Source organism: Desulfobacter sp., assembly GCF_050177295.1.
The window spans coordinates 1-21,899 of record NZ_JBFXHE010000029.1; the positions used below are offsets into that span (position 1 = coordinate 1).

The 21,899-nt window shown below is 47.9% G+C and carries 28 protein-coding genes; 5 read left to right on the forward strand and 23 right to left on the reverse strand.

What is annotated here, in order from left to right; translation table 11 throughout:
* The first annotated feature begins 123 nt into the window (after positions 1 to 123).
* From AB7U36_RS03995 to AB7U36_RS04010, 4 genes are all read left to right on the forward strand, one after another.
* Positions 124 to 375 (forward strand): winged helix-turn-helix domain-containing protein, encoded by a 252-nt coding sequence (locus tag AB7U36_RS03995; protein ID WP_428158545.1) that lies wholly within the window; start codon positions 124 to 126, stop codon positions 373 to 375.
* A 262-nt stretch (positions 376 to 637) separates the two neighbouring features.
* Positions 638 to 1,132, forward strand: coding sequence for a flagellar export chaperone FliS (gene fliS, locus AB7U36_RS04000; protein ID WP_428158518.1), 495 nt, complete (start codon positions 638 to 640; stop codon positions 1,130 to 1,132).
* Between the two features lie 16 nt (positions 1,133 to 1,148).
* On the forward strand, positions 1,149 to 1,541 hold the full coding sequence (locus tag AB7U36_RS04005) for a hypothetical protein (RefSeq protein ID WP_428158519.1): 393 nt from the start codon (positions 1,149 to 1,151) through the stop codon (positions 1,539 to 1,541).
* 37 nt (positions 1,542 to 1,578) lie between these two features.
* A complete protein-coding gene (locus tag AB7U36_RS04010; RefSeq protein ID WP_428158520.1) occupies positions 1,579 to 2,013 on the forward strand; it encodes a flagellar protein FlaG in 435 nt (144 codons plus the stop codon).
* Between the two features lie 13 nt (positions 2,014 to 2,026).
* On the opposite strand, the gene fliW is transcribed toward AB7U36_RS04010, so the two are convergent.
* From fliW to AB7U36_RS04055, 9 genes are all read right to left on the reverse strand, one after another.
* Positions 2,027 to 2,452 carry a flagellar assembly protein FliW gene (gene fliW, locus AB7U36_RS04015; RefSeq protein WP_428158521.1) on the reverse strand — a complete coding sequence of 142 codons (426 nt, stop codon included), beginning with the start codon at positions 2,450 to 2,452 and terminating at the stop codon, positions 2,027 to 2,029.
* Positions 2,453 to 2,458: 6 nt separating this feature from the next.
* On the reverse strand, positions 2,459 to 2,707 hold the full coding sequence (csrA, locus tag AB7U36_RS04020; protein WP_428158522.1) for a carbon storage regulator CsrA: 249 nt from the start codon (positions 2,705 to 2,707) through the stop codon (positions 2,459 to 2,461).
* A 281-nt stretch (positions 2,708 to 2,988) separates the two neighbouring features.
* Positions 2,989 to 3,492, reverse strand: coding sequence for a flagellar export chaperone FlgN (flgN, locus tag AB7U36_RS04025; RefSeq protein ID WP_428158523.1), 504 nt, complete (start codon positions 3,490 to 3,492; stop codon positions 2,989 to 2,991).
* Between the two features lie 142 nt (positions 3,493 to 3,634).
* Positions 3,635 to 3,943, reverse strand: a complete 309-nt coding sequence (locus AB7U36_RS04030; protein WP_428158524.1) for a rod-binding protein — start codon at positions 3,941 to 3,943, stop codon at positions 3,635 to 3,637.
* A gap of 76 nt (positions 3,944 to 4,019) precedes the next feature.
* Entirely contained in the window at positions 4,020 to 5,045 is a 1,026-nt protein-coding gene (locus tag AB7U36_RS04035; protein WP_428158525.1) for a flagellar basal body P-ring protein FlgI, read from the reverse strand.
* Positions 5,046 to 5,072: 27 nt separating this feature from the next.
* The gene (locus tag AB7U36_RS04040; protein ID WP_428158526.1) at positions 5,073 to 5,801 is read right to left on the reverse strand and encodes a flagellar basal body L-ring protein FlgH; all 729 of its coding nucleotides are present in this window, start codon (positions 5,799 to 5,801) and stop codon (positions 5,073 to 5,075) included.
* A gap of 15 nt (positions 5,802 to 5,816) precedes the next feature.
* Positions 5,817 to 6,770, reverse strand: coding sequence for a flagellar basal body P-ring formation chaperone FlgA (flgA, locus tag AB7U36_RS04045; RefSeq protein ID WP_428158527.1), 954 nt, complete (start codon positions 6,768 to 6,770; stop codon positions 5,817 to 5,819).
* Between the two features lie 181 nt (positions 6,771 to 6,951).
* Entirely contained in the window at positions 6,952 to 7,734 is a 783-nt protein-coding gene (flgG, locus tag AB7U36_RS04050) for a flagellar basal-body rod protein FlgG (protein ID WP_428158528.1), read from the reverse strand.
* A gap of 12 nt (positions 7,735 to 7,746) precedes the next feature.
* Positions 7,747 to 8,439, reverse strand: a complete 693-nt coding sequence (locus AB7U36_RS04055) for a flagellar hook-basal body protein (protein ID WP_428158529.1) — start codon at positions 8,437 to 8,439, stop codon at positions 7,747 to 7,749.
* A 373-nt stretch (positions 8,440 to 8,812) separates the two neighbouring features.
* Between AB7U36_RS04055 and AB7U36_RS04060 the strand changes: the two genes are divergently transcribed.
* The gene (locus AB7U36_RS04060; RefSeq protein ID WP_428158530.1) at positions 8,813 to 9,070 is read left to right on the forward strand and encodes a hypothetical protein; all 258 of its coding nucleotides are present in this window, start codon (positions 8,813 to 8,815) and stop codon (positions 9,068 to 9,070) included.
* Between the two features lie 15 nt (positions 9,071 to 9,085).
* Here the strand turns inward: AB7U36_RS04060 and AB7U36_RS04065 are convergent, their stop codons facing one another.
* The 14 genes from AB7U36_RS04065 to AB7U36_RS04130 form a co-directional block, all read right to left on the reverse strand.
* The gene (locus tag AB7U36_RS04065; RefSeq protein ID WP_428158531.1) at positions 9,086 to 9,361 is read right to left on the reverse strand and encodes an EscU/YscU/HrcU family type III secretion system export apparatus switch protein; all 276 of its coding nucleotides are present in this window, start codon (positions 9,359 to 9,361) and stop codon (positions 9,086 to 9,088) included.
* A 2-nt stretch (positions 9,362 to 9,363) separates the two neighbouring features.
* The gene (locus AB7U36_RS04070; protein ID WP_428158532.1) at positions 9,364 to 10,842 is read right to left on the reverse strand and encodes a flagellar hook-length control protein FliK; all 1,479 of its coding nucleotides are present in this window, start codon (positions 10,840 to 10,842) and stop codon (positions 9,364 to 9,366) included.
* The gene (locus AB7U36_RS04075) at positions 10,839 to 11,441 is read right to left on the reverse strand and encodes a hypothetical protein (protein WP_428158533.1); all 603 of its coding nucleotides are present in this window, start codon (positions 11,439 to 11,441) and stop codon (positions 10,839 to 10,841) included. The genes AB7U36_RS04070 and AB7U36_RS04075 overlap by 4 nt, the downstream gene beginning before the upstream one ends.
* Positions 11,438 to 11,749 carry a hypothetical protein gene (locus AB7U36_RS04080; RefSeq protein WP_428158534.1) on the reverse strand — a complete coding sequence of 104 codons (312 nt, stop codon included), beginning with the start codon at positions 11,747 to 11,749 and terminating at the stop codon, positions 11,438 to 11,440. Before AB7U36_RS04080 ends, AB7U36_RS04075 begins: the two co-directional genes overlap by 4 nt.
* Positions 11,750 to 11,765: 16 nt before the next feature.
* Positions 11,766 to 13,427 (reverse strand): hypothetical protein, encoded by a 1,662-nt coding sequence (locus AB7U36_RS04085; RefSeq protein ID WP_428158535.1) that lies wholly within the window; start codon positions 13,425 to 13,427, stop codon positions 11,766 to 11,768.
* A gap of 75 nt (positions 13,428 to 13,502) precedes the next feature.
* Positions 13,503 to 14,249, reverse strand: coding sequence for a sigma-70 family RNA polymerase sigma factor (locus AB7U36_RS04090; RefSeq protein ID WP_428158536.1), 747 nt, complete (start codon positions 14,247 to 14,249; stop codon positions 13,503 to 13,505).
* A gap of 41 nt (positions 14,250 to 14,290) precedes the next feature.
* A complete protein-coding gene (locus AB7U36_RS04095; RefSeq protein WP_428158537.1) occupies positions 14,291 to 15,184 on the reverse strand; it encodes a MinD/ParA family protein in 894 nt (297 codons plus the stop codon).
* Positions 15,185 to 16,288 carry a protein FlhF gene (locus AB7U36_RS04100; protein ID WP_428158538.1) on the reverse strand — a complete coding sequence of 368 codons (1,104 nt, stop codon included), beginning with the start codon at positions 16,286 to 16,288 and terminating at the stop codon, positions 15,185 to 15,187.
* Positions 16,281 to 18,389 (reverse strand): flagellar biosynthesis protein FlhA, encoded by a 2,109-nt coding sequence (gene flhA, locus AB7U36_RS04105; RefSeq protein ID WP_428158539.1) that lies wholly within the window; start codon positions 18,387 to 18,389, stop codon positions 16,281 to 16,283. Before flhA ends, AB7U36_RS04100 begins: the two co-directional genes overlap by 8 nt.
* 60 nt (positions 18,390 to 18,449) lie before the next feature.
* A complete protein-coding gene (gene flhB / locus AB7U36_RS04110; RefSeq protein WP_428158540.1) occupies positions 18,450 to 19,526 on the reverse strand; it encodes a flagellar biosynthesis protein FlhB in 1,077 nt (358 codons plus the stop codon).
* Positions 19,527 to 19,529: 3 nt separating this feature from the next.
* Entirely contained in the window at positions 19,530 to 20,318 is a 789-nt protein-coding gene (gene fliR, locus AB7U36_RS04115) for a flagellar biosynthetic protein FliR (protein WP_428158541.1), read from the reverse strand.
* A 19-nt stretch (positions 20,319 to 20,337) separates the two neighbouring features.
* Positions 20,338 to 20,607, reverse strand: a complete 270-nt coding sequence (fliQ, locus tag AB7U36_RS04120; protein ID WP_428158542.1) for a flagellar biosynthesis protein FliQ — start codon at positions 20,605 to 20,607, stop codon at positions 20,338 to 20,340.
* A 1-nt stretch (position 20,608) separates the two neighbouring features.
* On the reverse strand, positions 20,609 to 21,385 hold the full coding sequence (gene fliP / locus AB7U36_RS04125; protein ID WP_428158543.1) for a flagellar type III secretion system pore protein FliP: 777 nt from the start codon (positions 21,383 to 21,385) through the stop codon (positions 20,609 to 20,611).
* The gene (locus tag AB7U36_RS04130) at positions 21,382 to 21,807 is read right to left on the reverse strand and encodes a FliO/MopB family protein (protein WP_428158544.1); all 426 of its coding nucleotides are present in this window, start codon (positions 21,805 to 21,807) and stop codon (positions 21,382 to 21,384) included. The genes fliP and AB7U36_RS04130 overlap by 4 nt, the downstream gene beginning before the upstream one ends.
* Positions 21,808 to 21,899 lie beyond the last annotated feature (92 nt).

The window sequence follows — 21,899 nt, forward strand, 5'->3', positions numbered from 1 at the left end:
GCTCTTTCACATTTTGCTCATCGACAAAAGGAGATTCTTGGACTTTTTGGGCATTGTGAAGAATTAAAAGCTGCCTGATTTTTCAAGGACTTATGTTAGCAAATTATTTATCTGGAAAACTATATTTATCAAAAATTCGGTGTTCTTTACAGTGTCAAATACCTCAGTGAATTTCTCAAAAACCTGGGATTTTCCTACCAGAAAGCCCGTTTAATCCCATTGAAAAGTTATGGAAAAATATCAAAAAAGATGAAATTCATCTGCATTATTTCCCAACTTTTGATTCTCTCAAGCAAAAAGTCGAAGAGGCTCTTTCACATTTTGTTCATCGACAAAAGGAGATTATTGGACTTTTGGGGCATTGTGAAGAATTAAAAGCTGCCTGATTTTTCAAGGAGTTATGTTAGCAAATTATTTATCTGGAAAACTATATAAAGTGTTACCGATTTTTGCCGATAAATAACTATAACGTTAAAGAATTCATGAAAGGACCAGAGTGAAAAGAAAATCGATAAAAAGGCAAAGCCCCCTGACTGCACAATACGTAAAATGAGCCCATGCAGTCATGTCCCCCAATTTTTCGTGCAACCCCAAATAACCAAAGTCAGTCGGTTGCAAAAAGGAGTGTTAAGTAAATATGGTATACAATGCCCTTAATTCCTATCAGAAAATCCAGGTCAGCAGTGAAATCAATCCCCAAAAATTGATCCTCATGCTGTACGACGGTGCCATCAAACGCATTAATTTTGCACGGGAAGGCGTAATAAACAAAAACCCCAAGCAAAGGGGAGAGAATTTGAGTAAGGCCATAGCCATTATCTCCGAACTTAACGCATCCCTTCGTAATATTGAGAATGAAGAGATCTTCTTTCTAAGAAGTCTTTTTTTAGCCATGATGCAGGAGTTGGCCAGGGTTTCCATCACCAACGACATTCAGACCCTGGACCGGGCAATCAGATACCTAATGAAGCTCAAACAGATATGGGAAACCAGCGTGATGGGCCAAGGAAATGCTGCCCAGAATACCAAGACCCAGAACACCAAGACCAAGACTGCACAAAAAAAAGAAGTTTCTTCCATGAGCTATTCAGGGTATGAAAAACATGGTCAAAGGACAAGTATTGCCATTTAAGCAGTAAGGACAATATATGAAAGATTTAGCAGAGCATATTTCAAAGCCGTGCAGTGAATATGAGAATCTTCAGAACAGACACTTAGATCTGCTTAGGGCAGAACAGTTGCCGGATCTGGCCCAGATGACCATTGAGCGGAGGAGTGCATCGGAAAAGCTGAAAAATGCCATTAATGAATTTATCAGTATAGCAGGTCAGTCCGAATCTCTATCTGATGTCCAAAAGCTGAAGGAACTTAAACAGCGCCTTGGGCTGATCCTAAGGGTTGACGAAACCATCGGGGTTGAGATACAAAGGCACAAAAATCAATTGGAAAAAAGCCTTAAACATCTCAAGTGCGGGAAGACTACTCTGGAGAGCTATCGGCCGTCAAAGGACCGCCCAAGACTTATCAGCATAAGCCGGTAGAGCCGGTAGGAATTGTTTACCCCAGAAAGGAAAAGCCATGGATGTAACAACAAATGCAACAATCCATACAGACAGACCTGAAACCAATATTAGAATTCAGGAAACTGCCGCCGAGACAGTAAGTGCAGACATTACTCCGCTGTCCGAGTTAAATCAGGCTGCATCTTCTTCTTCGGCAAGTACTACGCGGACTGAAAATCAGGCTTCTGAGCAAAAAAGTGAGGACCCCGGAAATCCAGCCAAACTGACCAGAAAAGATGTCGAAGAGATGGTGGAAGCCCTTGAGGACTTTGCCAATACGGTTCAGACAAGGCTGAATTTTACCATTGACGACGGCACCGAGGATGTGGTGGTCAAAATTATGGACAAAGAGACCGATGAAGTCATCAAGCAGTTCCCTGCAGAAGAAATTCTTGAGCTTCGTGAAAAAATGCAGGATTTAAGGGGGCTTCTTTTCAGTACGAATGTTTAAATTCATTCTTTTCTTATTTCAAAAGCAGCTGCTGGTGTGAGTAGGGACTGCCTTGGAGGATCAGCTGCATCCCTTCTTTTCTTTCATTATTTATCACAATAGGTGCCATAAAGTTCGCAGTCATATCTTCGGGCTTGCCATGGGGAATGGTGATGATGACAAAACAGGATAACGCTTCCTTTCCAAATTCCCATTTAATCGTCGTATCAAAATCCTTAACAGACAGCGTGTACTCAGGATAGAAACGAAGGGGGTCCATGACCACAAATGCCAGGTTCGGGTCATCCACACATTGAAACAGATAAAAAGGAGCGGTTTCCTTTTTTTCAAGGACAACATAACGTTTCTGCTGCCTGAATCCGGGAACACCATCCGGCATATTGATGATTTTATCATCATCAATAGTCACTTCACCGAATTGTCTTGTATTAATCTTCATTACCTTTTATTCAGACTCCTTGTCCTTATTGCCTATCAGTTTGGCTGCCCTTGCAATATCAATGTTGTCTGTTCCTTGGGAGGAAAGAATATTCTCCTTTTGAATGGCGTCAAACACCTCCTGCCGCAGAACCGATATTTCCCGGGGCGCATCAATACCTATCCGAATGCTGCTTTTGCCGGTTTCAACCACCTTTACGATGATATCATTAGCAATGACAATACTCTCACCAACTTTTCGTGTTAGAATAAGCATAGGCTTAATAAATAATCCACCAGGCTGACATTAATAATTTTTTATCCGTTGAATTCAAAAAGGCCCTACAGTCCGTCCGAATTAACTCTTAAAATAAACATGTTATTGTTATAATCATATGTAACATCAGAGTCAACCTTTGTTCCTGTCCAGCTTAGGTATATATAGTATCTGCTGATTTTCTATGACAAAGATCAACAGATTGTATTATCACTAAAATAAGATCACAATATCCTGGTGATAATTATAGAAAATCAGCAGATACTATCTACCAGACCATGCTACACTTGGGCCACGAACAGGCAGTTGCTCTTTCCTCCCTGGGTCACCATCCCTTTGCCGGTGTACCGGGCCTGGGCAGGGTTATTTCCGATCAAAGCCATGATGTTATCCACAATAGACAGGTGCTTTTTAACCTGAATCTGATTAGCTTTTATAAAATTGGCTACGATGTCTTTTTCTTTATCAATGGTCCGCTTGATTTGTCTTATATCATTTTTGCTCTTATTGGGCAGCGGCAGGGCATGTACCAGTGCACCCAGGGAGAAGTTTTCCGTTTTTTTATCCATACCTGGAAAATCATTTCGGCAAACAACAAGAATATTATTTCGCAATTCTTCGATTTTACCGATAAGATCTTTCTTCGCTCTGGTTGTCTCCCATATCATACCAAGGTCAATATTTCCGATAGCCTTTTTTTCAGCCTTTAATACCAGGTGAAGTTGCTGGTAGCAGGCAAGTTTTTCCTTAAGCAACGTTTGGATACTGTCGGCAGCTTTTTCCATGATTCTCCTCCCTATCTTATTAATATCAATAACGATATTAAATAGTTAAAAATAAACTCAACTCACAAAACAAGGAGATATTTTCGTTTTTGTATAGAAACAAAGCAACTATTATGCCATGACTTGACACAATCAAAATGCCTTAAGCTGAGTCCTGAAGCTGCTGATATAAGAACTCCTTGAAGCCGGTTACACGCCGGCCTTGGGATAAATTTTCCGTAAGATACTGGTCATGCAGGGACTGGTAGATGTCAGACGCATTGCTTTCGGGGAAAAGACTGTCTCCGGGCAGGGTATCCCGCATGCGCTGCATCAAGGTATTGAGCATTAAAGCCTCAAACCCCTGGCAGGCTTTCTCAAGATCTTTTTCCCGCTGGAGCTTCCGGGCCGTATCTGTGGTACCCTGGGTATCTGTAACAGGAGTCATCATCCCAGGCATTTGAATAGACATAATTTTGCCCCCTCTTTTACCGGCTCAACGAATCGGCCATGTTCAAAATTGGAATGCTGTGCTGCAAAAAACAAGTCTAAAGTATTTCCAGGCTGGCCTGCAACGCCCCGGCTGCCTTGATACTTTCCAGAATACTGATCAGGTCCCTGGGCCGGACCCCTAAAGAGTTCAGTCCATTAACCAGTTCTCCGATGGTAGAGGTGCCGGGCAGTTCCATAATATACTCGGGGTTTTGCCCCTGAATCACCACGTTCAAATCCCCATGGGCCACAGCCACATTTGAAATGGTCACCTCACTGCCGATAACCACAGTGCCGGTTTTTTCGTTAATCACGACCTTGGCAACGGTATCCGGAACCACAGACAACCCTTCCACATCGGCAATAAACTCCGCCACATGCTCCTGCTGCATGGATTCCGGCACATTCAGGCAGATAGCGCTGGCATCAACGATTTTTGCAATCCCCTCCCCTAAAGCCGCATTGATGGTATCTCCCACCCGCCGGGCCGTGGTGAAATCCGAACGGAACAGGGACAGGGTCAATTGTTTTTTCCCTTCCAGTTGAAAGGGAATCTCACGTTCCACTGTAGCCCCGTTGATAATCCGGGCCGTGAGAAGATGACTGTTCCGGTCGTTTACACCGGCGGGAATTGCAAGACTTACGGCACCCTGGGCAATGGCATAAACGCTGCCGTCAACCCCTTTCAGTGGCATCATTAAAAGGGTTCCGCCTTTAAGACTTGTGGCATCACCCAGGGACGAAACCGTGATGTCAATGCGGTCCCCGATCCGGGCAAAGGGTGGAATATTTGCCGTGACCATAACCGCCGCCACATTCTTCACCTTGATCTGGCTTTTGTCAAAATGAAGGCTCATTTTTTTAAGCATATTGGTCAAAGACTGTCGGGTAAACAGAATATTATTCTTGTCTCCTGTACCGTTAAGCCCTACCACCAGGCCATATCCGGTGATCTGATTGGAACGGACCCCCTGGATGGCAGCCATGTCCTTAATTCGGGTTGCCATGGCGTGCACTGAAACGGCAAGCAGACACAGCACAATCCCTGTACTGATCATTATCTTTTTCAACATATTGTTCATGATACCCGCTCCTTTAGCCCGCAACGCCTACCAGGGCCAGATATTATCAATTATCCGTGTACCCCAGCCTGGCTTCTGTTTGTCGGCAAGGGCCCCCTTGCCGTAATATTCAATGCGCGAATCAGCAAGGGACGTGGACTCCACCCGGTTGTCCGAATCAATATCATCGGGTCGGACAATTCCTGATACCATGATATACTGAACCTCATTATCCACTTTCATGGCCCTGCGTCCGAAGATGCTTAAGTTACCGTTGGGCATTACCTCCGTAACCCGGGCCGCAATAGAGGCAGTTACGTTACCGGACCGGTCACTTGTGGCTTCTCCTTTGGTGGAGTTTTCAAAACTGGTGTCAATGAGGTTGCCCCCACCAGAACCGCCACCAAGATGGGTTGCTTTTCCCAAGACATTGAAAGTGGGTACCCCCACCGACATACGGGTTGTCCGTTCGTTCTCGGAGTTTACCTCCATTTCAGACGAGGCATTCTCCACAATATCCACGATCACTGTATCTCCGACATAAGCAGCCTTGGTGTCATCCAGCAGGAATCTGTTCTGTGCGGTCCAAAGAGAACCTTCCGCAGGCTTTGCCATGGTATATTCAGGTTGCACGGCAGGTTCAGGCATTGCGTCCTGGGGCACAACGCTGAAGGCCGGATCTCCGCCACTGGACAGACAACCGGTAAAAATCCCGGCCATAAGGATCAGCAGAAATGCCAGACACTCATTTAGTAATTTTTTTTGAATTGACCACATTCCAGACCTCCAAGCTTAAAAAACGACCTCCACGGTGCCGTCTGTTGTAACAAGACCGCGCACCAGTTTCCCCGATGTTAAATTTTGCACTGTCACAGTCTGACCCGGATACCCATCTTCCTTGCACACCCCTAAAGTAACAATGGATAAACGATCCTTTCTGGCCACCAACTTTATCACGGACCCTTTTTCAATGGCGGGGGCCTGTTTGAATTGATCCTGGGTCATACATTCCCCTTTGTCGATGGTCCGGGTGATCAGCATGCCGCTGACCTGGTCAACCGAAGTCATGACATCCGGCTGCAGTCCGAACACGTCCATATCCCGCAGGGTGACATCAGCCGGTGTAATGGCCTGTCCCCTTTCCAGGCGTGTTGCTGCAACAACTACGGATTTGATCTGTGAGAGACGCCCCGTGACAGTCAACCGGCCCTCTCTGACGCCGTCCACCCAGACTTCAGCATGAACGGACAGGCGGCCATTGTCCGAAGGGGTATAGCGTTTGTCAAACACCAGGGATAAATCGCCCTGGGGATAGGGCTCAATTCCCCGGACACTGAAAGCCTTTACCTTGAATCCTTCCTTGGGGAAAAAGCCGGACAAAAAATGTCCAAGCGCCGTTTCCACCCGGGACGGGTCAAGCTCTTGGCTGGCGCGTTTAACAAACACCCGTTCAGGTACCTGAATATTAATGTCATTGTCATTAAGGCCCATGGCATTTATGGCCGCTGTAATCCGCTCCCCTGAAATCTGTTTCATCCGCCCGGCCCGGGGTGATTTTCCAAGATCAACACGCGCCAGTTCCGCCTTAAAAAAATCAGGCGCAGTTATACTTGAAACATCTCCTAAACAGATGGCAGGGCCATTGACTTCTGATGTCCGGGCAACTTCAATAAAAATTTTTCCCGGTGTAGCGGCCAATACCGTAAGACTGCCGGTAAGCATGCAGACAAGACAATAGGCGACCATCAGAGATTTCTTATATACGCACATAGGCCGCAAGCCCACAACAAACAATGAAACTAAAGGATTCCAAAATATAGGGTAAAGCTGGGCACCGCAGGCGCTTCGCCCTCTTGTTTCTTGTCTCTTATTTCTAATTTCATATAAAATTGCCCAGGCATTCATGGCTTTATCCATTTAAAAATTTTTAAGATTTCAACTGAACAGCCGTTGCCAGCATATCATCGGCAGTGGTGATGGACTTTGAATTGGCCTCATAGGTGCGCTGGCCTGAAATCATACTGACCATCTCCTCCACAATATCCACATTGGAATTTTCAATATAATAGTTTAACACGGTCCCGGCGCCGTCCTCTCCCGGCGTATTTTCCTGGGGTGTGCCCGAACCTTCGGTTTCCCTGAACAGGTTGCCACCCACGGCATATAGTCCGGCGGGATTGACAAAGGTGGTTACAAGGACCTGCTCTGTGGCCAGAATGGTATCATCGTCGGCAAACACGGTCAGGGTTCCGTCATTGTCCAGGGTAATCGTAACCGCCTCCGAAGAGATGGCAATCTCGGGCTGAAGGCGGTCCCCGGCCTGGGAAGTAATATATCCCTCGCTGTCCAGGGAAAAATCCCCGGCCCGGGTATACATATCCTCGTCCCCGTGCAAAACCCTGAAAAATCCCTCTCCCTGGATGGCAAAATCCAGCTTGTTATCGGTCTGGACATAATCGCCCTGGGTAAATATTTTCTGGGTACCTGCTGTAGTTACCCCCATGCCCACCTGGATTCCCGTTGGCACCTGCCCCCCTCCAGGCGTTGTCTGTCCTGCAACCCGCTGGGTCATATACATTAAATCCTCAAATGCTGCCCGGGATTTTTTAAACCCGGTGGTGGAAGAGTTGGCCAGGTTATTGGCGGTAACGCCAATCTGCATATCCTGGGCCATCATTCCCGTAGCTGCTGACCAAAGTGCCCGTATCATAAATTTACTCCTTTATGTAAACAGCCCTACTTCATTTATTGCCTTTGAATCGATTTCATCAAATGTTTTCATGGACTTGGTGTAAGTTTCAAACATCCGCTGATAATCAATCATTTTCGCCATTTCCTCCACGGCCTGAACATTGGCCTGCTCAAGGGAACCGGCTTCAACCCTGACATTTTCAAGGGTAATTTCATCTGCCGTATTTCCGGTATAGACAAACAGATTATCACCGCTTTTCTCAAGACCTTTCATATTTTCAAAAAAGACCACGTCAAGGGTATCCAGAATCTCATTATCCAAAAAAATCTGCCCGGATTCATCAATATTAATACTTGTATTGGGATCCACCGTATCAATGAAAATGGCTCCGCCCTGGCCCATAACCGGGTTCCCGCTTTTATCCACAAGAATGCCTTCACTGCTCAAAGAAAAATTGCCGTTCCGCGTGTATTTGATGCCGTCCGGGGTTTCGACTTTGAAAAGGCCCTGGGGTCCTAGGGCCACATCCAGGGGATTATCGGTTTTTACCACATCCCCTTGGCTGAAATCCTGGTCCACCCGTGCCCTGAACGCCCTGTCAAAACTGACAATATCCTTTTTATACCCAATGGTGGACGCATTGGCCAAGTTATTGGAGACGGCTTCAAGTTTTCGTTCTTGCCTTAACCCGCCCTGGGTCGGCCGCGTCATTTCAAGAATCATAGGGCAGTTTACTCCTTTACAAAAATTTCCGGTGTTCTGCCGGCATTGATTGGTTTAATCTCACCATGTCCACACTCTACTCTATGCAAATGGTGTGCCATATTTTTCTTCAATTAATCTCTGGCCCTGGACAGATCTCTTTTCAAAAGACTTTTTTATCTTTTAAGTATATTATTTAAAAAGAACCGATCTGGCTTTAAGAATAATGTGCCAAAAGGCCGACACTTGAGACAGCCGAATTTGACGCACCCAGAAATTTTTTCCCACTGTTTTGGGATTGGTTTCAAAAAAGCCCCTTGCATCCTGACTCGTTTAGGTATAAAGCAAAATCGCATTCATTGATGATGTAAAAAGAAGAATAAAAAGGAAATTTATGACCGACTACGGATATTACCCTGACCAAAAGCATATCTCTTCCGCGCACCCAGCCGGGAAAGACACGTCCCAAACAGATTCCTTTCAACACCCGTCCGGCCTGGGGGAAAACCCGATGACGCATATGGAAAAAGCGTTTAAAGATTATTTTTGCCCGTTTTGCGGCCATAGATTATTCCGGGGCAAGGTCCGGGATTTCAGAATGGTCTGCCATGAATGCAACCGGCTTATTGACAGTAAAAAGCTTGAAGAATAATGATTTTGGATAACATTAAGATTTTTTGTCCGCATTGGCCCCATAAACAAAAGCGAGAAGTTCGGCCACTGCCACGTATATTTCAGCCGGAACTTCCTGGTTAATGTCAAGGGATGCCAGGACCTCCACCAGGTCTGGATCATCCTTTACCGGCACTCCATGGGCCAATGCCAGGGCAATAATATTTTCAGCCACCTTTCCCTGGCCTTTGGCAGTTACCTTCGGTGCAGTATCCTTAAGCCTTTCATATTTCAGGGCAATTGCTTTTTTTCTTTTGTCTTTAGGCGCCATGGTCAAACCACAATATTCAAACCCTGCATGTTATCAGACGCTTTCATGGAAAGCATCAAACTGGCCGGGGCAATCTGTTCCGGCCGGGCCACCTGGCAGTCGATGTTTCCTGCCTGATATCCGATTCTGGACAGACGCTGTCTCAAATTTGAAATCTTTGGGGTAAGATAATCACAGGTTGCCTGATTTTCCAGAAGGAATCGGCCGGCAATAGTTTTATCCAGAATGGAAAAATCCGCCCGTAAAGGGCCAAGGGCGGTCATGTTCAATAAGAAGGAAATGCTGAGCATTTTTTTTTCTGTATTTGCGGTACCTGCCTTTCCCATGTCCACCATGAGCTGGCCAAAATCAAAGCCATTCTCCCGCCAAACAGGAAAAGGCAGCAGAAAACGTGTACCATCCTGATTTTGTCCGCTATCCCCTGATTTGACATTTAACTGGGCAAAGTTATTCAACGCATCTGCGATATGTTTAAATACAGAGGCCTTGCCCGGGTCGCTTTCCGCGCTGGAAAGGGACAAAGAGGCAGCTTTCAGGTCCTGCCCCGCCAGTTGTTTGATCACATGGGTAACCGCTTTTTTATCCGAGGCATTTTCGAGGCCGGCTGCCAGTTTCTTTTCAAAACTTAAGCCCATATTCTCTATAATTTGGGGCAAAAACTGATCATCCCGAACATCGGATTTCAGGGAAAGTCCCATAAGTATAGCATTCAGTATCGGTTCCCGGGTCTGGCTAAGTGCACTCAAACCCTGGAAAATCTTTGCCAGGGAAAGGGATTGAAAGGCGTTTTCCGTCCCGGGAAAAGGGTTTACATCCGGTAAGGCAGCCGGAGACATCTGTCTCCCAGCAGTCACTGCAGGCCCTCTGGTTGAATCAATGCCTGCACCCGCCGGACTAGTGGATACAGGCGCAGACAGGGCAGAAACCGGCTTTAGCACAATACCGTCCTGGGAACGGACAACCTTCATGGGTATTTCCATTCCCCGGGCCAAGGGGAGCTGGGTGGAAACAGTCAGTTTCTGACCGCCCACAAGCAATTGGACCCGGTTCTGGGGTGTAACATCAAGGACTTTTGCCTCCACTGTCTGACCGGGTTTTATACCTGATTCGGGCAATGTCGAAGACTTCTGTGTTCCGGGAAGAATTTTGAGCGCAGCATCGGTGCCGGGGAAAGACAAAGCCGTGGACGAAACCAGTTTAAGAACCGGACCTTCCCGGGTGGCAACAACTGTCAACGTCAGCGACATGCCCGGCTTTAATGGTAGCTGGGTTGAAACCTCAACTTTCTGACCGTCTAGCAAAGGGTTACCTGATTCATTTTTTTCGGATAAAAGCAGTTGAACACGGTTTTCGGGTTTAACATCAAGCACTTTTGCATCAATAATCCGGCCGGGCTTTAAATTAATGTCATCTGACAGTCCGGATTGTGCCTGATTGCCGCCGATAATTTTAAGGGAAGTAAAGGATTGACCGGGAATCATCTGGATTTCTCCATTGCAATAAACTTTTCCTTGAGGTCGATGACAAGCGCAACCTCCCCTTTGGGTATGGAAAGCCTTTCTGCAATGGTGTCAACATCCATCTTCTGATAGTAAAGATCTATGATCCTCTGTTGCTGATCAAGGACATCTGGTTCTTTGTGAAATAAGGCAGTTCCCCCTGTAGGCAGGGAATTAAGCAGGGAATTATGCTGATTTTCAAGCTGGCTGTACAAGGCGTTGGCCCGGGACAAAAGCAGGTTAATGCTGATCATTTTTGAATCAAGGGACTGATCAAGTTTCCGGGTCAGTGTTTGTTTTTCCCGTATCAGCCGCTCAAACTCCATGGCCGCATCCTTTGAGGCTTCCAAAATAGGTTCGATCATCTCAGAAGTTTCAGTCAGGACCTGCCGGGCCACAACCTCGGCTTTTTCACGGGTCTGTACAAAAATGTCGCCAAGGTCAGTTCCCGGCATGGGGTTCGGACTGCTGCGTTGAAGCCGGTTGGCCCGCCGGATAAAAAGAAACAGCAGAAAGATTAAAAACAGATCAATAATAAGTGACAGGATAACAAGAAACTCAGTGGGAACCTTCAGCATCATGCAGTGGTATCTATAAGCCAGCCCGTGCCATCCGGGTCTGGGGGATCTGGCGGCAGATCGTCTTTGGGGTTCTGTTTTTTGGCACGTTTGGCCTTACGGGTATTTTGCCGATGTTCCTTCTCTTTTTCCTGTTCCAAAAAGAGCGTCTCTTCGCTTTCCTGAACAGTTGTATTTTCTACCAGCTGCTGATTCTGATGCTGCACTGCTGCCTGATCAGGATCCGGTTTTGGGGAGTGGATCTGGTGGTTCAACTCCTGGGCAATACCGGATTGCTGAAAAATCTGGTTATGTCCATGAACTGTAGTCATTGATTCCCCGTATCAGTCAAGTTGCTTTAAATGTTTTAAAACTGATCTTGTCAATATATTGGGGCGGCAACACCTTTTTCAATGAGGCTTCCACACCCCATAGCAGATCAGCTTCTGTCACCTCATTATTCTCTTCCGACACCAGCCGGGTTTGAATAGCCCCATAGATAAGATCCCGGTAAAAGGCAAGATTACTGTTAATTTCATCATAAGCCCTTTGATCCGAATAATCAATAGAGACATCTGCATACACATAGGTCATGGTCTGGCTTTGATCAGAGGCCAGAATGATAAAATCAGTTAACAAAATGGTTCCTGACCTGGGGCTGGACGGCTGGGCCGGCATATCTGCAAAAACACTAGCCTGGCCGTCCCGGGTAAGATCAATCTCGGTCAGGGAGGCGGTCTGTCTTTCCGGCAAAGGCACAGGCTCTCCTGAGAAAAACAGAAAATAACTTACAGGCACGGATATGCCCATGAACAGCAATACAGACGCTGCCGCAAGCATCGCCTTTGATCTGAGAAGGGCTTTTATCTTTCCGCCTTTAGACGGCCCTGCAGGGGCATATTCATTTCTGCCGGAAATTTCGGCACCTTCAATGCCTTCTAGAACCACCTGATCCGAATCGGATTCCAGGTCATCAAGATGGTCCTCCAGGTCAGACGCGTCGTTTTCTCCGCCAATATCGCCGAGTATGTCTTCATCTTCCTGATCTGCGGCCATGAGCAGGGTATTAATGTCGTCCTGGGATATGAGGATGTCCTCATCTTCGTCCAGAAACCCATCATTCTCATCTGACTGCTGGAGAAGGGCATCAATATCTTCCTGGGTGACATCATCTTCATCGTCCTGGGTGACATCATCCGTACCGCCACTATCTGTTTCAGGCATCAGGTCTACCCCGTCCAACAGGGTATCATCCCCGCCGTCCCCGGCATCTGCTTCAGGTGCCCCGGCATCCCCCTCCAGAACATCCGGAGCCGGCAGGGCAGCCTCAATCAGCGCATCCATGGTTTCCTGGGTGATCATACAATCCACCACGTCTGCGGCCTGATCTTCATCTATGGGCTCATCAAAGGGATCTTCTTCCGGGCCCGATGCTTTCGTAAGCGGGGCATCGTCAACGGCCGCATCTTCCTCCTTTTGCTCCGCCCAATCGTCCTGGTTTGATTCGGCTTCCAAATCCACAGGTTCATCTTCCGCTGCTGGAACAGGGTCTGGCTCGGGCTCGGATGCGTCATTCCCCTGGATATCTCCACTCATTACACCCTGAATATCTTCCAGTGAAATGAACTCGTCATCATCGCCATCATTCAAGAACTGATCAATATCATTCTGGGAAATAAGCTCAAGATCCTCATCCGGGTCATCGTCACCGCTCATCATTCGGTCAATATCAGCCTGGGATAATTCACCGCCATCATCTTCGGGAGTGTCATCATCATCCAGGGCATTGTCCCCCATCATGCGGTCTATGTCGTCCTGGGACAGTTCACCGGCATCCTCTTCCCCGGCGTCTGCGTCATCTGCATCCAGGCCGGTCCCGTTGAGCAGGCTGTCTATATCATCTTGGGACAAGTCACCGGCATCGTCATCTTCGGAAGAGATATCCAGCAATTTATCGATATCATCCTGGGAAATCAGATCGTCTTCTTCTTCCCAAACCAGGTCTGACATATCCCCCCCTAAAATCGAAAAAATAAATTCTATTCACCCACAGGGTGAAGCAAATATCAGGCCAACAAAATCGAATTATTCCCCATAACTATCAAGGCTGGCGTGCAGTTTCACCAGAACAGCCGTATGGATCTGACAAATCCTGGATTCCGTCAAAGACAATACCTCGCCAATTTCTTTCAAAGTCAGCTCGTCATAATAGTAAAGAGAGATAATAATCTGTTCTTTTTCTGTCAATTTTTTGATGGCCTCCACCAGAACAGATTTAAATTCTGCCCGGTGAAAGTCGTCTTCCGGATTTTCTTCCCCCCTGAGCCCGGCCTGAAAACGGGTCTGGGAATAGCCATCATTTTTTTGGGTCTTAATGAAATCATCCAGGCTGAGGACGGCAGCCCCATGGATGTCAGTGAGCATATTCTGGTAAGTTTCCAGATCCACGCCCAAAACCTTGCAGATCTCGTCATCCTCGGCGGGTCTGCCCTTTTCATCCTCAATGGTTTTCGCGGCCCGGGAGATGTCCTGGATTTTCTTGCGCATGGACCGTGAATAGGTGTCCATGCTGCGCAGTTCATCCAGAATAGCTCCTTTGATACGATACCGGGCATAGGTCTCAAGGCTGGCATGTTTGCCCGGGTCAAATTTATCCACCGCATCAATAAGTCCCAGGGAACCCGCTGACATCAGTTCGTCAAAAAGCACACTGGCGGGCAGACGCATGGCAAACCGGGAGGCAATGTATCGGACCAGATAAGCGTAATTGACAATACTCTCCTGCCGCCAGGCTTCCCATGCCGCCCGGTTTTTTTTAAGGGGGTGTTTCATGGAAATCTTATTGTTTCCTTTTATAAAATGACCATAACCGCTCATTGGGCCGCCGCAAATACCTTGTTCATAAAAAAAGTCAGATTCCCCTGGTTCTGGTCCGTCCTGCTGTCATTAATCAGATTTTTTGCAAGCTCGGATATGGCATCGGCTGCAGGACTGTGACTTACAGTATCCAACAGGACGCTGCGGTTTCGAACAGCCTTTTGCAGGGCCGGATCAAAGGGTACATATCCGCAGTATTCCAGAACCACATCTTTTAAAAATTTATCCAGGGCATTGCTCAAAGATCCGTAAACCTTCTTTGCCCCGGCCCGGGTGTCCGCCATGTTCACCACTAGTTTAAAATGCTTTATCCCGTACTTCTGGGACATGACCTTCATCAGGGCATAGGCGTCGGTGATGGCGGTGGGTTCCGTGGTGGCTACCACCAGGCACTGGTCCGCAGATGCATTAAAATAGAGCACATTGGATGAAATGCCGGCCCCGGTATCCAGCAAAATTATGTCTGCCATGTCGGAAAAAGCCTCAAACTCAGACAGCAGCGTCAGTTTTTCACCTTCGCTGAAACGGGTCAAATCAGCAAACCCCGAGCCCCCCGGCAGAATGCCGATGCCATGATTCGTTGTCACCATCACCTGGGACAATGTTTTTTCCCCGGATATCAGATGGCGGATATTGTATTTGGGTCTTAGGTTAAATACGATGTCAATATTGGCTAATCCCACATCAGCATCTATGATCACCACCCTTTTTCCAAGCCGTGTCATGGCCACGGCCAGGTTTCCCGCAATATTGGTTTTGCCCACCCCGCCCTTGCCGCTGGTCACGGCAACGACCCTGGGGTATGAACTGCCATTGGAAGCCCCGTTCCGTTCCCGTCTTTGCATCGCACTTGTCCTGGCCATCTGCCGCAATCCTTTTGCCTGATCCACCTATTCTCCTTTGGGGTCTTTTTTCAGAATTATCTTCAAAAGCTCATGGCTGTCCGGAATAATCAAATCCTCGGGCACCTTCTGCCCGTTGGTCACCAATGACACCGGCAGGTCATAACCTGCCACCTGATCAAGAATTTTTCCGCATCTTTTTGTCTCATCTGTTTTTGTAAACACATAGGTATCTGGATTAAATACGGAAAAAGCAGATGCCGCTTCTTTCATATTAATCAATTCAGAGGTAACACTCAAGGTTAAATGAACGCTGATCTGGAAATCATTTCTAATCAGCTCAAGAATTTCGTCAATTTTTTCCTTGTCATAATGGCTGTGCCCGGCCGTATCAATGAGTACCATATCCATGGACTTCATCCGGTCCAGGGCGCATGCCAGGTCCTGGCGTGAAAAGGCCGGCACACAGGGAAGACCCATGATGGCGGCATAGGCTTTGAGCTGCTCAAAGGCCCCAACCCTGTAATTGTCAATGGAAATCAGCCCCACTTTCATTTTACGGGTAAAGCTCAGACAGGCGGCCAGTTTGGCAATGGTGGTGGTTTTTCCCACACCGGTCGGCCCAACAAAAGCCGCCACCTGGGGCAGCCCCGAAGAGTTGCGCCGGGTAAAAAAATCCTTGGTGCGCAATAGGTCAAGGCAAAGACCCATGACACTCTTTTTCAACTGCTTCATTTGTGTTGCCGTATCACGGCTTTTATCCTGATCTGCGGCCGCTTTTTGAACAAGCTTTGCAGCCAGCCACTCGCTGACACCGCAGCGAAGCAGGGAGGCAAGTACGCCCACGGATTCAAAATGATTGCACAAAATAGACTGCACCCCGGAGCCAAAACCGGCCACCGAAAGGATATCCTTTATCTCCGCAAGATCTGACTTAAGGGATTCCACATCCTGTAAAACTGCGGGTTCAGGTTTGTTATCACCAGCCGAAGGGATTGCGGCCTCAACCTCAAACATGGTCTTTGCGTAAGGATCTTTGGGTGATTTCGGCACCTTTCGGGTGGAAAGAATCATGGCATCTGGCCCCAGCTCCTCCTTGATGCTGGCAAGGGCATTCTGGATATTCGGTGCCCTGAAAATTTTCTTATTCATTCTTTAAGCTCACTTTCCCGACAGCCTGCAGATTTATATCATCCACGATCTCTGCGTGGGATACCACAAATACATTGGGAAGAGACGGCTCAATCAGGCGGCGGACATGGCGGCGCAATGTGGGCGAGGTCATGAGCACGGGCTGGGTATTCAGCGTGATGAGCTTTTCCACCTGTTTTGATACGGCACCGACAAATTCCGTGATCAGGACAGGCTCTAAAGCCAGGTAAGTCCCGTGGTCGGTCCGCTTGATATTTTTTGTTAAAATTTCTTCAAGCCTGCGGTCCAATGTCATGACCTGCAGCTTTTTACCGGGTTGCAGATAGGGACCCAACATGCCTTTGGCAACCCGCTGGCGTACATATTCGGTTAACAGGTCCGGATCCTTGCCCGCCGGGGCGAAATCTGCCAGGGTTTCCACAATGGTCAACAGATCCCGGATGGAGATACGTTCCCTCAAAAGATTCTGGAGCACCTTCTGGACAGCGCCAACACTTAAAAGATTGGGCACCAGTTCCTCCACCACCTTGGGGCTGGTCTTGGCCAGGTTATCCAGAAGATGCTGGACATCCTGTCGGCTAAGCAGGTTGTGGGCATTGTTCCGTATAATCTCCGTCAAATGGGTGGCAATAACCGTGGAACTGTCCACCACGGTGTATCCGGCAAACTTGGCTTCCTCTTCCCTGGACATGGGTATCCACAGGGCCGGCAGATTAAAGGCTGGTTCAACCGTATCAATCCCGTCAATTTTTTTAGCCACACCACCCGGATCCATGGCCAGGTAGTGATTGACCATAAGCTCTGAACCGGCAGTCTCAACGCCCTTGATCATAAGGCGGTACTGGGCCGGGCTTAAATTTAAATTATCCCGGATATGGATGGGCGGCACAATGATGCCCATCTCCGTGGCAAACTGCCGGCGAATGGCCTTGATCCGCCCCAGAAGCGTACCGTCCTGCTGTTTATCCACCAGGGGAATCAGGCCATATCCCACTTCCAGTTCCATGGTATCCAGACGCAGCAGATGATCCACATCCTCGGGCTTGCCAGGCGTCTCTTCCTGGGTCTTGGTCTGGGCCTTTTCAATGGCCTTCTGTTCTTCTCCGGCTTTTTTCTCCTTTTGCCCTAAAAAATACCAGGCAATGGTCCCCAGAGTAATCCCTAAGGTCATAAAGGGGATGGTGGGAAGGCCCGGGATAATGCCCATGAGAAAAACAATCACAGCCCCCACCATTACCGGCGTGGAGCTGGAAAATAAATGTTCGGCAAAGGCATGCCCCATCTTGCTTTCTGCACCGGAACGGGATACCAGAAGACCTGCGGCCGAAGATATCAAAAGCGCCGGAATCTGGGATACAAGCCCGTCACCCACCGTCAGCAGGGTGTAATTGCCCAAGGCCTCGCGAAGCTCCATACCCTGCTGTATCACGCCGATGATAAAGCCTGCGCCGATATTGACCAAAGTAATCACAATGCCTGCAATGGCGTCACCACGGACGAATTTGGAGGCACCATCCATGGCACCGTGAAATTCCGATTCCCTGGCAATGGCGGCCCTTCGCTCGCCAGCGACCACCTCGTCGATCATGCCTGCATTGAGATCCGCATCAATGGCCATCTGTTTGCCGGGCATGGCATCCAGAGTAAAACGGGCTGCCACCTCTGCAATACGACCGGCACCTTTGGTGATTACCATGAAATTGATGAGCACCAGAATAATGAAAATAATCAGGCCTACCACATAGTTGCCGCCCACCACAAAGGCGCCGAATGACATGATGATCGACCCGGCAGCTTCCGGACCCTCGCTGCCGTGCAAAAGAATCAGCCGGGTGGATGCCACGTTCAACGAGAGCCTGAAAAGGGTCAGCATCAGAAGAAGAGAAGGAAAGATACTAAAGTCAAGTGGTCTCTTGGTATACATGGTGGTGATCAGTACCACAATCGCAAGGGAAATATTCAGTGCCAGGAAAAAATCAAGAATAATAGGGGGTAAAGGCAGAATCATTGCCATAAGAATACCGATAAAGGCCACAACCATCAGAATATCTGATGACTCCTGTTTCATTGTAGCCATGATACCGACATTTTCCGCCGCCATTTATCCTCCTTTACTGATGGATGCTTGACACCTGGTGCCAAAAATTTGACTATTTCCTGTTTAATCTTTATGACCGTTCTTAAGCCCGTAAACATAGGCAAGCAGTTCAGCCACGGCCTGGAAATATTCAAATGGGACCTGCCCGCCAATGTCTACTGCTTTATACAAATTCCGGGCCAAAGGCTTATCTTCCACGATGGGGACCTCATTTTCCTGGGCGATTTTTCTGATATTTGCCGCCACGGCCCCGGCGCCCTTGGCCACAACGGTTGGGGCATCCATCTTTTCTCTGTCATACTGCAATGCCACGGCAAGGTGGGTCGGGTTGGTCACAACCACATCCGCCTTTGGCACGGCAGCCATCATGCGTTTCCTGGCCGCAGCCATCTGGAGCTGGCGAATCCTGGATTTAACCACCGGATCGCCTTCTGTCTGCTTACGCTCATCCTTGACCTCTTTTTTGGTCATTTTCTGGTCTTCTAAAAATTTCCATTTCTGGAAAGCATAATCCAGGATGGCAACCATAGCCATTACAAGACAAACTTTTATGAAAATCCAGAACGATTCAATAAAAAGGAAAAGAAAAATCTGAGCTATGGAATTATCGTACAGGGTAAGAACTTTTGAAAGTTCCCCTTTTGTGGCCAAATAGCAGACCAATGAAATCACGGAAAGCTTAACCAGAGATTTCACAAACTCGATTACAGCCCGGGAAGAAAATTTCTGTTTAAACCCGTTAATGGGATTCAATTTACTCAGTTTCGGCTCCAGGGCTTTCCAAGATATATGGAACCCAACCTGGGCGATGTTGGACACAAGCGCCACAACGCAAACCGCTGCAAATACAGGCAGACACATTAAAAACATTTTTTTGGCATGATAAATCAGCAGCGCGGCCAGGTCTGCCCGGTTCAGTTCCGGTACCCGGTCAAACACGAAATCATAATGCAACACTTCCACGCAGTTCTGGTAGAAAAAAAATGCCGTGGCATACAATGCTGTAACACCGCCCAACAAGACAAAAACCGAAGAAACTTCCATGCTTTTGGGAACCTGGCCTTCCTCCCTTGCCTTGCTGAGCTTTCGCGACGATGCGTCCTCGGTCTTCTCGCCGCCACCCTCTGGATCTTCGGCCATATCTTATCCTCCGCCCATATAAAACAATAATTCCAGGAACAGTTTTCTGCAGGGTTCGATGTAATCCCGGGTAACGATGGCAATGATGGGCAGGGTCATGGCGAAAAAAATCAGACCCACTGTAATCTTCACAGGAAACGACACAATCATGACATTGGTCTGGGGTGAAAATTTTGCAACCAGTCCGAAGCCGGCATTGACAAAGGTCAGGGTGGCAATGACCGGTGCACTGATTTTAATGCCATTCACAAATAACCCGGCCGCCACATCCGTAATCCGGGGGGTGAGGGCGGGATGCATGACAAATCCGCCCACAGGTACCAGTTCAAAGCTGTCAATCATGGTCATAATAATAATATGGTGCCCGTTGAGTATAAGAAAAATCACCAGGCAGACCCAGTAGCCGATCTCATCCATGATAGACACGTTCTCACCGCTTAGGGGATCCATTACATTGATCATGGCAAACCCGATCTGAAAGCCGATGATCTGTCCGGCCAGTTGGACCCCTGCAAAAAAAACCCGCAGGCAAAGCCCCAGGGTAAAACCCACCAGAATCTCTGCCCCCAGCATCAGACCAAAGGTGGGGACATCCTTTGGAAAACGGGCCGGATCCACAGGCACCACCGTATAAAACAACAGGGTTAAAACCAGGGACAGCCCCATTTTCAGGCGGGTGGAAAATGCAGAGGATGCAAAAATAGGAAACAAAAATAAAAACACGGATACCCGTGCCAAAACCAGCATAAAGGTTCTGAATCGGATGGGATCAATGAGATCAAGCAGTTCCACAGCCGTCCCTTTCCTTGGATCACCGGATATACATAGGGATATTGATAATAATATTGGTGGTAAAAGACATGAGTTTCTCCATCATCCACGGGGCAGCAAATAAAAGCCCGATAAAAACCGCAAGGATCTTGGGCACAAAGGTCAGCGTCATCTCCTGGATCTGGGTAACAGCCTGGAACACACTGATGACAAGGCCTGCAATCAGGCCTAGGCCCAGCATGGGCATGGACAGAAGGATGGTAAGGGTGATGGCATGTTTGGCAAATTCTATAACAAATTCAGGAGTCATTTTACACTCCAAAGCTGTTGATCATCGAACCTGCAATCAAATGCCAGCCGTCCACAAGAACGAAGAGCATAAGCTTGAAAGGCAGGGAAATCATAACCGGGGGCAGCATCATCATACCCATGGCCAGCAGCACCGAGGCGACGACCATATCAATGACAAGAAAGGGAACGTACAGAATAAAGCCTATGATAAATGCTGTTTTAAGCTCGGAAATCACATAGGCTGGAATCAGGGCCAGAAGTGACACATCATCCCGGGTTTCAGGCTTTTTCATGTCAGCCTCTTTGACAAACAGGGCAATGTCAGCTTCCCTGGTGTTGCGCAGCAAAAACTTTCGTATGGGTTTCTGGGCCTCGTCAAAGGCCGTTTCATAGGAGATTTCACGTTCAAGATAGGGATTCAAGGCTTTATTATACACCTCTAAAGCCACGGGTTTGATAATAAAAAAAGTCATGAAAAGTGACAACCCTACAATGACCTGATTGGGCGGGCTTGACTGGGTGCCGATGGCCTGGCGCAGAAAATGAAACACCATCGTTATACGGGCAAAGGGCGTCATCAGGATCAAAATGGCCGGGGCCAGGGTAAGAATGGTTAAAAGGGCAATAATTTCAAGAACCACCGCCACTTCTTCAGGCTCCTGGGCTGTGCTGACATTGAGTTCCAGGGAAGGAATAGGAAAGGTGACGGCCCTTGCCGTATCAGCAACGCCTGCGATCATTATGGCTGCAACCACAATCCATCCTGTCCATCTGGCCGGCCGGGCATATCTGATCATGACACCTCTCCTTTATCGGAATCGGCACAGGAACTGGAAGAATCATTTTTCAAGGGCATCTTATGATCATTGTTGCCTTTCATCAGACTCTTTTGGAGCAGATTTTGAAATTCTGTGACAGGTTCCAATGCGGTTTCCGGTCCTGTTTCTGGGATCTTGGAAAAACGGGCCAAAGACGATATTCCGGCGGGCGAAACACCGATGAGAACCGATTCATTCTGGACAGAGACCAACACCAGTTTTTCCTTGGGGGATAAATGATGGACAGATAACACCTTTACCAGTTCCACCGAGCCTCTGGCACCGAATCGACCCGAGTACCTGCGAACAAAATAAAGGGCCAGCAGAAAAAAAGCCAGAATGGCAAACAGCATACCAAAACTTTTGGCAAATTCCACCCACATATCCGTATGCGTATTCATTGATCTTCCGCAGCCAGGGATTTGACGCGGTCAATGGGCGTGATGACGTCGGTGAGACGAACCCCGAATTTCTCATTGACCACCACAACTTC

Bases quoted from the DNA above. Each gene is read 5' to 3' on its own strand.
- fliS (WP_428158518.1), top strand. From the start codon at position 638: ATGGTATACAATGCCCTTAATTCCTATCAGAAAATCCAGGTCAGCAGT.
- AB7U36_RS04005 (WP_428158519.1), top strand. From the start codon at position 1,149: ATGAAAGATTTAGCAGAGCATATTTCAAAGCCGTGCAGTGAATATGAG.
- AB7U36_RS04010 (WP_428158520.1), top strand. From the start codon at position 1,579: ATGGATGTAACAACAAATGCAACAATCCATACAGACAGACCTGAAACC.
- fliW (WP_428158521.1), bottom strand. From the start codon at position 2,452: ATGAAGATTAATACAAGACAATTCGGTGAAGTGACTATTGATGATGAT.
- csrA (WP_428158522.1), bottom strand. From the start codon at position 2,707: ATGCTTATTCTAACACGAAAAGTTGGTGAGAGTATTGTCATTGCTAAT.
- flgN (WP_428158523.1), bottom strand. From the start codon at position 3,492: ATGGAAAAAGCTGCCGACAGTATCCAAACGTTGCTTAAGGAAAAACTT.
- AB7U36_RS04030 (WP_428158524.1), bottom strand. From the start codon at position 3,943: ATGTCTATTCAAATGCCTGGGATGATGACTCCTGTTACAGATACCCAG.
- AB7U36_RS04035 (WP_428158525.1), bottom strand. From the start codon at position 5,045: ATGAACAATATGTTGAAAAAGATAATGATCAGTACAGGGATTGTGCTG.
- AB7U36_RS04040 (WP_428158526.1), bottom strand. From the start codon at position 5,801: ATGTGGTCAATTCAAAAAAAATTACTAAATGAGTGTCTGGCATTTCTG.
- flgA (WP_428158527.1), bottom strand. From the start codon at position 6,770: ATGGTCGCCTATTGTCTTGTCTGCATGCTTACCGGCAGTCTTACGGTA.
- flgG (WP_428158528.1), bottom strand. From the start codon at position 7,734: ATGATACGGGCACTTTGGTCAGCAGCTACGGGAATGATGGCCCAGGAT.
- AB7U36_RS04055 (WP_428158529.1), bottom strand. From the start codon at position 8,439: ATGATTCTTGAAATGACGCGGCCGACCCAGGGCGGGTTAAGGCAAGAA.
- AB7U36_RS04060 (WP_428158530.1), top strand. From the start codon at position 8,813: ATGACCGACTACGGATATTACCCTGACCAAAAGCATATCTCTTCCGCG.
- AB7U36_RS04065 (WP_428158531.1), bottom strand. From the start codon at position 9,361: ATGGCGCCTAAAGACAAAAGAAAAAAAGCAATTGCCCTGAAATATGAA.
- AB7U36_RS04070 (WP_428158532.1), bottom strand. From the start codon at position 10,842: ATGATTCCCGGTCAATCCTTTACTTCCCTTAAAATTATCGGCGGCAAT.
- AB7U36_RS04075 (WP_428158533.1), bottom strand. From the start codon at position 11,441: ATGATGCTGAAGGTTCCCACTGAGTTTCTTGTTATCCTGTCACTTATT.
- AB7U36_RS04080 (WP_428158534.1), bottom strand. From the start codon at position 11,749: ATGACTACAGTTCATGGACATAACCAGATTTTTCAGCAATCCGGTATT.
- AB7U36_RS04085 (WP_428158535.1), bottom strand. From the start codon at position 13,427: ATGTCAGACCTGGTTTGGGAAGAAGAAGACGATCTGATTTCCCAGGAT.
- AB7U36_RS04090 (WP_428158536.1), bottom strand. From the start codon at position 14,249: ATGAAACACCCCCTTAAAAAAAACCGGGCGGCATGGGAAGCCTGGCGG.
- AB7U36_RS04100 (WP_428158538.1), bottom strand. From the start codon at position 16,288: ATGAATAAGAAAATTTTCAGGGCACCGAATATCCAGAATGCCCTTGCC.
- flhA (WP_428158539.1), bottom strand. From the start codon at position 18,389: ATGGCGGCGGAAAATGTCGGTATCATGGCTACAATGAAACAGGAGTCA.
- flhB (WP_428158540.1), bottom strand. From the start codon at position 19,526: ATGGCCGAAGATCCAGAGGGTGGCGGCGAGAAGACCGAGGACGCATCG.
- fliQ (WP_428158542.1), bottom strand. From the start codon at position 20,607: ATGACTCCTGAATTTGTTATAGAATTTGCCAAACATGCCATCACCCTT.
- fliP (WP_428158543.1), bottom strand. From the start codon at position 21,385: ATGATCAGATATGCCCGGCCGGCCAGATGGACAGGATGGATTGTGGTT.
- AB7U36_RS04130 (WP_428158544.1), bottom strand. From the start codon at position 21,807: ATGAATACGCATACGGATATGTGGGTGGAATTTGCCAAAAGTTTTGGT.